Origin of the sequence: Paenibacillus caseinilyticus (genome assembly GCF_027533645.1) — a bacterium.
GTDB lineage: Bacteria > Bacillota > Bacilli > Paenibacillales > NBRC-103111 > Paenibacillus_G > Paenibacillus_G caseinilyticus.
On sequence record NZ_JAQAGY010000027.1, the window covers coordinates 86,641 to 94,339 of the forward strand.

The 7,699-nt window shown below is 60.3% G+C and carries 7 protein-coding genes; 1 reads left to right on the forward strand and 6 read right to left on the reverse strand.

Annotated features, from left to right (window positions below; translation table 11 throughout):
• Positions 1–239: 239 nt before the first annotated feature.
• From O9H32_RS28040 to O9H32_RS28065, 6 genes are all read right to left on the reverse strand, one after another.
• Positions 240–983 (reverse strand): response regulator transcription factor, encoded by a 744-nt coding sequence (locus O9H32_RS28040; RefSeq protein ID WP_269869417.1) that lies wholly within the window; start codon positions 981–983, stop codon positions 240–242.
• A complete protein-coding gene (locus O9H32_RS28045; RefSeq protein ID WP_269869418.1) occupies positions 958–2,898 on the reverse strand; it encodes a sensor histidine kinase in 1,941 nt (646 codons plus the stop codon). The genes O9H32_RS28040 and O9H32_RS28045 overlap by 26 nt, the downstream gene beginning before the upstream one ends.
• A gap of 242 nt (positions 2,899–3,140) precedes the next feature.
• Positions 3,141–4,169: a TRAP transporter substrate-binding protein gene (locus O9H32_RS28050; RefSeq protein ID WP_269869419.1), complete on the reverse strand. Its 1,029-nt coding sequence runs from the start codon at positions 4,167–4,169 to the stop codon at positions 3,141–3,143.
• A 73-nt stretch (positions 4,170–4,242) separates the two neighbouring features.
• Positions 4,243–5,547, reverse strand: a complete 1,305-nt coding sequence (locus tag O9H32_RS28055; RefSeq protein ID WP_269869420.1) for a TRAP transporter large permease — start codon at positions 5,545–5,547, stop codon at positions 4,243–4,245.
• Between the two features lies 1 nt (position 5,548).
• Positions 5,549–6,055 (reverse strand): TRAP transporter small permease, encoded by a 507-nt coding sequence (locus O9H32_RS28060; RefSeq protein ID WP_269869421.1) that lies wholly within the window; start codon positions 6,053–6,055, stop codon positions 5,549–5,551.
• 282 nt (positions 6,056–6,337) lie between these two features.
• On the reverse strand, positions 6,338–6,481 hold the full coding sequence (locus O9H32_RS28065; RefSeq protein WP_269869422.1) for a hypothetical protein: 144 nt from the start codon (positions 6,479–6,481) through the stop codon (positions 6,338–6,340).
• A gap of 84 nt (positions 6,482–6,565) precedes the next feature.
• On the opposite strand from O9H32_RS28065, the gene O9H32_RS28070 reads away from it, so the two are divergent.
• Positions 6,566–7,309, forward strand: coding sequence for a YwmB family TATA-box binding protein (locus O9H32_RS28070; protein WP_269869423.1), 744 nt, complete (start codon positions 6,566–6,568; stop codon positions 7,307–7,309).
• Positions 7,310–7,699: the final 390 nt, after the last annotated feature.

A 7,699-nucleotide genomic window follows, 5' to 3' on the forward strand; every position in this document is an offset into this window, starting at 1 on the left:
GTTGTATCCTTCAAGTATACCTTACATACGGCGTATACTGAAACCCATCCTGTTAAATTCAGGAATTGGGGTCTGCCAGAATCCCGGATCTCTTGGTTCGTCGTGTTCTCGCTTGGAGGCTGGATCACGGCGGTATCCCCTTCCCGCACAACAAAGACGAAGACGCCCGGCATCCCGGGCGCCTTCATTCCTTGCCGGCCTGCGGACCGGAGCTGCAGCGCCCCTCCCCGCCTGCCACTCTATACCGGAGGGCAACGCCGGTATTCCGTCGGCGTGCAGCCGGCGCTCCGCTTGAAGGTATTGCTGAAGTAAGCGACATCGGTATAACCGACCCTGGACGCCACTTCGCTGATCCGCAGGGATGTTGCGGCGAGCAGCCGCTTCGCTTCCTCCATGCGCATCTCCACGATATGCTCGACGAAGCCCCGTCCAAGCTGCTGCTTGAACAGCTGGCTGAGGTAGCTCGGGTTGAGATGCACCCGGGCAGCGGCTTCGGTCAGGGTCAGCTCACCGCCGAGGCGTTCGCGGATATACACCAGCACCTGCTCTACCGGCGAGCGGTCTGCCGGATCGCAGGAAGCGGCCGGCGAAGCAGCCTCCTGCCCGCGGGCCGCCTGGGCCTGCAGCCAGCCCGTGAGGCAGGCGTGCATCTCCTCCACCTCGACGGGCTTCAGCAGATAGTCGGTCACGCCCATCCGCAGCGCCTGCTGCACATAGGAGAAGTCGTCATGTCCGCTGACCACGACGACACTCTGTTCCCGGTTCGCCTGGCGCAGCTGCTGAACGAAGCTCATGCCGTTCATGACCGGCATCCGCACATCGGTCAGCACCATATCAACCGGGTGTTCCTTCAGCGCATCGAGCGCTTCCAGGCCGTGGGATGCTTCCCGGGCCACCTCGAAGGGCAGGCCCGTACGCTCAATCACTTTGCGCAGCGAAGTCCGCACCCACTTCTCGTCATCCACCAACAGCACGCTGTACACGGTCTCTTCCTCCCTTGTCCGATTGATGATGGGGCTGGGCCGCACCTCCCTGCAGGGCCGGCGGCTCTGCTTCTACCCCCTGCCCCGCGCCGGCAGCCGCGCCCAAAGGAAACCTGAGTTCTACCGTGGTGCCTTCCCCTTCGCGGGACCTAATCCGCGCCCCGTAAGCTGCCCCGTAGACATACACGATGCGCCGGTGCACGTTGGCCACGCCGATATGGTCGCCCCCGGCCAGCACATCCTTCATCTCCAGATCCCGGCGGATGCCTTCGAGCACCCCGCTCGGCATCCCGATGCCCGTATCCTCCACGGTCACGGTGAAGGCCTGCTCGCTCTCCCGCTGCGCACTGACCCGGATCCGCATCGGCGCCGCTCCCGGCTCCATGCCGTGAATGATGCCGTTCTCCACGAGGGGCTGCAGCGCGAACTTCACGACAGGGAGCTCCATCGCCCACTCCGGAACGTCGAACTCATAGTGAAGACGTTCTTCGAACCGGTACTGCTGCACCCGCAGATACATCCGGCAGAAGAGCAGCTCCTCGCGCAGCGTAACGACCGGCCGGTCGTTCTTGAGGTTGTAGCGCAGCAGCTTGGCGAGCGCCCCCGACATCGAAGCGATGTCGTCCATATCCTGATCGAGCGCCATCCCCCGGATCGTCTCGAGCGAGTTATAGAGAAAATGCGGGTTCATCTGCGACTGCAGCACCTTCAGCTCGCTCTCCTTCTGCCGCAGCGAAGCCTCCGTTTCTTTGAGTCTGCTGAAGTAGATCTCCTCGAGCAGGCTCTCCAGCCGCTCCACCATCTTGTTGAAGCCATGGGTGAGCAGGCCGATCTCGTCCTTGGAACGCACCTCCAGCTTCACGCTGAAGTCACCGACCTCCACCCGGCGCATGTACGCCTGCAGGCGCCGGATCGGCCCCACAAGGGATGCCGCGAAGCCGATGCCGAGCAGGTAAGCAGCCGTCAGCGCAATGGCCAGTGTCCAGAGAATCGTCCGGCCGATATAGTCGGTGCCGCCAGTCAGCTCCTTGTACGGCAGCACCGTGACCAGCCGCCAGCCGAGGTAGTGCGAGAGGCTGTAGGTGAGGAACAGCTTCGGCTTATCGCTGGAGAGCAGCGCCCCGCTGTCCTCCGTCATCCGTCCGCTTCGCTCCGGGTCCGCAGGCGTACCGACCAGCGTCAGGTCGGGATGATACACATAGTGGTTCTGGCCGTCCACCACGTACAGGAAGCCTGTGCGGCCGATCGACACCATCTCCGATATCTCCTGGATCCGCTTGAAGTTCACATCCATGATGAGCATGCCGGCGGGCAGCAGCGTCTGCGGGGATACCAGCCTGCGGACGATGGAGAAGACCTGCTCCTGCCGGCCGTCCGGCCAGCGGATGACCCGCGAGATCAGCTTCGGCGTACCGTCCGTCGGAACGTCCGCGTACCAGTATTCCTTACGAAGCTCATCGGCCGGATACGGGCTGCGGACGCCTGCCGTATCGAACGTCTGCCTGCCGTCGAGCACGAGCGTAATGTTCGAGATATCGGACCGCGAGTAGGACGCATTCTTCAGCATCTGCACCACGGCGGACCGGATGCCGCTCGATTGGATCTCCTCCGCTGTCCGCATCCGCAGAAGCCGGGTGACATCGGGATGATTCACGATGCTGAGCGTCGTAATCTCGAAGTCGCGTACGTAATACTCGATGTGGCTTTTGACCTGCTCGATGATCTGCAGGCTGGACTTGCGTCCCTCGCTCTCCAAGACATCCGCGGACCGCTGATAAGAGATCAGACCGACCAGAATCAGCGGCACGGCCACGAGCAGGGCCGAGAAGATGAACAACCGGAGGGTCAGCGGCTTATCCCGCAGGAGCGCATACTGCTGCAGGCGGTCCATCCACAGCTCGATTCGCATCCTCATGCGCTTCCCTCCTTTCCGTAATATACAACTCTGTCCTCATTGTACCATGAAAGCGATATCAAGAGGGCTGCTTCATGGCTAACTCATGGCCAATCGAGGAGCGCTGTACCCCGCTACTGGCCTGCCGCCCCGGGAGGGCTGTACGTCCCCACAGGCATACCGGAACTCCAGATGAACTTCACAGGCCGCAAGCGCAAGAAGCGTGCCCTCCGACGAACGGAGAGCACGCAGGCCCTTCTAGCTTACTTGCGCGCCGCGTCGATCGCGTCCAGCGCTTCCTTATACTCTGTACGATACTTGTCGATGACCGGCTTCACTGCGTCCTGCCAAGGCTTCAGGTCCTTCACTTCCGTGATCGTGGCGCCAGCCGCACGGACCTTAGCTTCCGCTTCCTTCTCATACTTATCCCACGCCTCGCGCTGTGTCTTCACTGAGTCGAGCGCTGCCTGCTTCAGCAGCTTGCGGTCCTCTTCGCCGAGCTTGTTCCATGCATTCTGGGAGATGAGCAGCACTTCCGGCACACGCTGGTGGCCGTCGAGGATCATGTTCTTCGCCACTTCGAAGTGGTTCGACGACTGGTAGCTCGGGAAGTTGTTCTCCGCCGCATCAATGACCCCTGTCTGCAGGGAGGAGAACACCTCGCCGTACGGCATCGGTGTCGCGCTTGCCCCAAGGGCCGCCACGAGGTCGATGTTGATTTTGTTCTGGATGACGCGGATCTTCTGTCCCTTGAGGTCCGCAAGGCCGGTCAGCGGCTTCCGCGAATAGAAGCTGCGGGCACCGGAGCTGTAGTAGGCAAGCCCTTTCATCTTCGCCCCTTCGAGGCTGTCGAGCATCTTGTTCCCGGCGTCGCTCTCGAGGAACTTCCACAGATGCTGGTCGCTGTCAAAGACATAAGGCAGCGAGAAGACGCCGAAGCCCTTCGAGAACTCGCCCAGCGGTCCGGAGGACACACGGGTGAACTCAATGGCGCCGAGCTGCACCTGCTCGAGCACCGCCTTCTCCTCCCCGAGCTGGGCGCCCGGGAACACGTCGATCTTGATGCGGCCGTTCGTGCGCTCGCTGACGAGCTCCGCGAACTTTTTGTCGCCGATGACCGTCGGGTAATCCGCCGGATGGGTATCCGCGAGGCGGAACGTGTATTTCTTGCCCTCCGCCTTCTTCTCGCCGTCGGCCCCGCCCGCCGTCTCCTTCGCTCCGCAGCCTGCAAGCAGCCCGCCGGCAATCGCCAGGGTGGAGAGTACCGTAACCGTTTTCTTGAGTGTTTTCATGTGAGAACTACCCCTTTTCTTCTTATGGATATTGTACTTCCGGCCTTCCCTTCGATCCACTGCCATCTATTGTCTATCCGGTGCCCTGCACCAGATGCGGCAGCCACATCACAAGTCCCGGCAGGTAGGTAAGCACGAGCAGCACCAGGCAGAGCACGTAGAAGAACGGCATCATGGCCTTCGTCCCTTCGCTGATCGAGATCTTGCCTATCGCACAGCCGACGAAGAGGACGGTACCCACCGGCGGCGTCAGCAGCCCGATCCCGAGGTTGAGCATCATGATAATGCCGAAGTGCACGGGGTCCATCCCGAGATGGGTGACGACGGGGAGCAGGATCGGCGTCATGATCAGAATGAGCGGCGCCATATCCATCGGAGCCCCAAGCAGCAGGAGCAGCACATTAATGATAAGCAGAATCACGAACGGGCTGTCCGAGATCGAGATCATCGCATCGGTCACCATCGCCGGAATCTTCAGGAATGCCAGCAGCCAGGAGAACGCGTCGGAAGCGGCGATGAGGAACAGGACCATGGAGACGGTGCGGAACGTTTTCTTCAAGATGAGCCACATGCGGCTGTACGGAATATCCTTGTAGATCACGAACGTCAGGATAAAAGCGTACAAGCAGGCCAGCGCGCCGGATTCCGTAGCCGTGAACCAGCCGGAGAAAATCCCGCCGAGAATAATGACGGCCGTCAGGATCGACATGAAGCCGTCGAGCAGAATCTTCGGCACATCCTTGCGGTCGATGGGATCGCCCTTGGCGTAGCCCCGCTTCACCGCGAACACGTAGCTCGTCAGCATGAGCGACAGACACAGGATGATGCCCGGCACGATACCTGCAAGGAACAGCGACGTGATGGAGATCCCACCGCCGGCGGCCAGCGAGTACAGCACGAGATTGTGGCTCGGCGGTACGACGACGCCCTGGATGGCGGAGGACACGGTGACACCTACGGCGTAGTCGGTGTCGTAGCCTTTCTTCTTCATCATCGGGATCATGACCGAACCGATCGACGAGACGTCGGCGACCGCGGAGCCCGAGATGTTGCCGAAGAACATGCAGGCTACCGAGTTCACCATGGCCAGTCCCCCGCGAATCCGCCCGACGAACAGCTGGGCGAGGTTGACGATCCGCAGCGCGAGGTTCCCCTCGCTCATGATGTGCCCGGCGAGGATGAAGAACGGGATCGTGAGCAGCGAGTACGACGACATCCCCTGGATCATCCGCTGGCCTACGACCGCGAGCGGAATCTCGAGATACATCACGGTGAGCAGCGTGGATACCGCGAGCGTCAGCGAGACCGGGAAGCGGAGCAGCAGCATGACAACGAATGAGATGGAAAGCACGAGTACGGCGATTGTGGTTTCTTCCATGTTAGTGGCCCCCTCCTTCGTCCATGCCCTTGTGCCTTACCGTATCGACCCCGATGAGCTGCAGGAAGGAGTAGATGCAGATGAGCACGCCGGTGATCGGCATGATCACATAAATCACCGAGTTCGGCAGACCGGTAGCCGCCAGCCTGCTCTCGTGCATGAGCTGCGTGAATTCGGATCCCGAGACGACCAGGTAGAAGCCGAAGGCCAGCGTGACCGCATAGATCACTTTGTCGAGCACCTTATTGGCGACAGGAGGCAGCTTCGTCGTGAAGGAATCGATCGCCAGGTGCAGCTTCTCCCGGAACCCGATGGCAATACCGATGAAAGCGAACCAGACGAGCAGCAGCAGCGTGACCTCCTCGGACCAGGGCAGTACGTAGTTGAACAGCTTGCGCGTCATCACCTGTACGGTAACGATCACGATCATGGACAGCAGCGCAATCTGCGCCAGCGTCTCCAGAAGGGAGTCGAGCCATAGGGCGGCGCGCTTCAATTGGTGCAGCATGGGAGTCACCTCTTCTTTGCAGCTTACTTGTAAGCGTTTTATAGTTTTATTGTAAGCGATTTCTGAACGCCCTTGAACGAGGTTGGTTTTAGGATCTTTTGTAATTTTTTTAGGTGTTTTTGGAGGAAGACCGGGGGAGTCCGGCTGTACCTCTCCTTCTTGCCGAGGACAAGGGGCTGGCACTCTTTTCCCCGCACCGCTGTTCCATGGTGCTCCATGGTGCTCTCTGGTGTCTCCTTCGCTCGCTCTGCGCCGCTTGTAACCTCCCTTCAGTCCGCCACGCTATCCTCCCAACTCTCTCTTCCTCTCTTCCTCTCTTCCTCTCTTCCTCTTCTCTCTCTTCCTCTCTTCCTCTTCTCTCTCTTCCTCTCTTCCTCTTCTCTCTCTCCCTCTCTTCCTCTTTCTCTCCCCCTTTTCTCTCTGCACAAAATACCGCAGGTATATTTCCCCCGCTCTCTGACTATGCTTTGTAGTAGTTGTCAGATTGATAGATTCGAGGGGGCTTATCTTATGAAACGTACCGCGTCCTTTTTCCTTCTGCTTACCGTTACCCTGCTCTGCCTCTGGGGAGCCCTGGCGTCCGGCGCCGGCGCGAACCGCGACCTGGAGCGGCTGCTGCCTCTCTCCTCCGAAGTCATCGACGGCCCCGTCCGGGTCGTCGTCAAACATATCAGCCCTTACAAGCCCCACGCCGGCGAAGAGGCGTTCCTTGCGACCGGCCGCCAGCTCAGCGAGCGCTTCGGGCTTCCTCCCGCAGAACTGCGCAGCGGCGGCGACCATATCCTCTACAAGGCGTCCGGTCCCGATTCCGGCGGCATCCGGCGCACGCTGCTCTGGGTCCTGTTCCCTGACGGCTCGACCGAGCTGATCGTCTCCGCCGAGACGCCGGAGTCCGCTGCTGGCGGCGAAGACACCGCCTCCCGTATAGAGGAAGCGCAGACGAAGCTGTCCCGCGTACTCGAAGGCATGGGCGTCAAGCCGCACTGGAACGTGATACTCCAAGGCAAGCTGAAGGAGAGCTACGCATCGGCGGAGAAGGTGAACGTCTGGCTGCGGGAGCAGCTCGAAGCCCAGGAAGTAGAGCGCTATGACGACGGCGCAAGCGTCAGCGTATCCTATGCTTCGCCGCTGATCGAGGCTTCGGTTCAGAGCGGCGGCCGGCGGCTGAACCTGCAGGCCGCGGTGCACCGCAGCTCGGAGACCGGCGAACGCCGGCTGACGCTCGGTACGCCGGTGATTACGACGGAATATTGAGCGGATCGCGGCAGCGTCACGCCCGGCATGGCCCGCCGCAGGGAGCCCCTTCCTCCGCGACGCCTTCCACAGGACATAAGAAAAACGCCCGTCCGCGTCCTTTAAGATCTCTGCGTGCCAGCCCATACGTTGGGGCGCGGTGAGGGAATGGGTATGATTACGGGATCGAGCCCTGGCGAGATATAACTTGTTATATATGACCAAAAAACCTCCCGCTCCCCGGCTATAGCCGGTGAAGCGGGAGGTTGTCGTCGTTTCCTATATCACTATCACTAGCGTTGCATAAATAAATTCAGAATATTGAGATTTAAGAGACAACAAAAAAAATCCTTTATAATGGAATGGTCAGGTAGTTACTGTCCAAAATCCACTAAAAAGGATCCTCTCATG

Coding starts and splice junctions, on each gene's coding strand:
- O9H32_RS28045 (WP_269869418.1), bottom strand. CDS start 2,898: ATGAGGATGCGAATCGAGCTGTGGATGGACCGCCTGCAGCAGTATGCG.
- O9H32_RS28050 (WP_269869419.1), bottom strand. CDS start 4,169: ATGAAAACACTCAAGAAAACGGTTACGGTACTCTCCACCCTGGCGATT.
- O9H32_RS28055 (WP_269869420.1), bottom strand. CDS start 5,547: ATGGAAGAAACCACAATCGCCGTACTCGTGCTTTCCATCTCATTCGTT.
- O9H32_RS28060 (WP_269869421.1), bottom strand. CDS start 6,055: ATGCTGCACCAATTGAAGCGCGCCGCCCTATGGCTCGACTCCCTTCTG.
- O9H32_RS28070 (WP_269869423.1), top strand. CDS start 6,566: ATGAAACGTACCGCGTCCTTTTTCCTTCTGCTTACCGTTACCCTGCTC.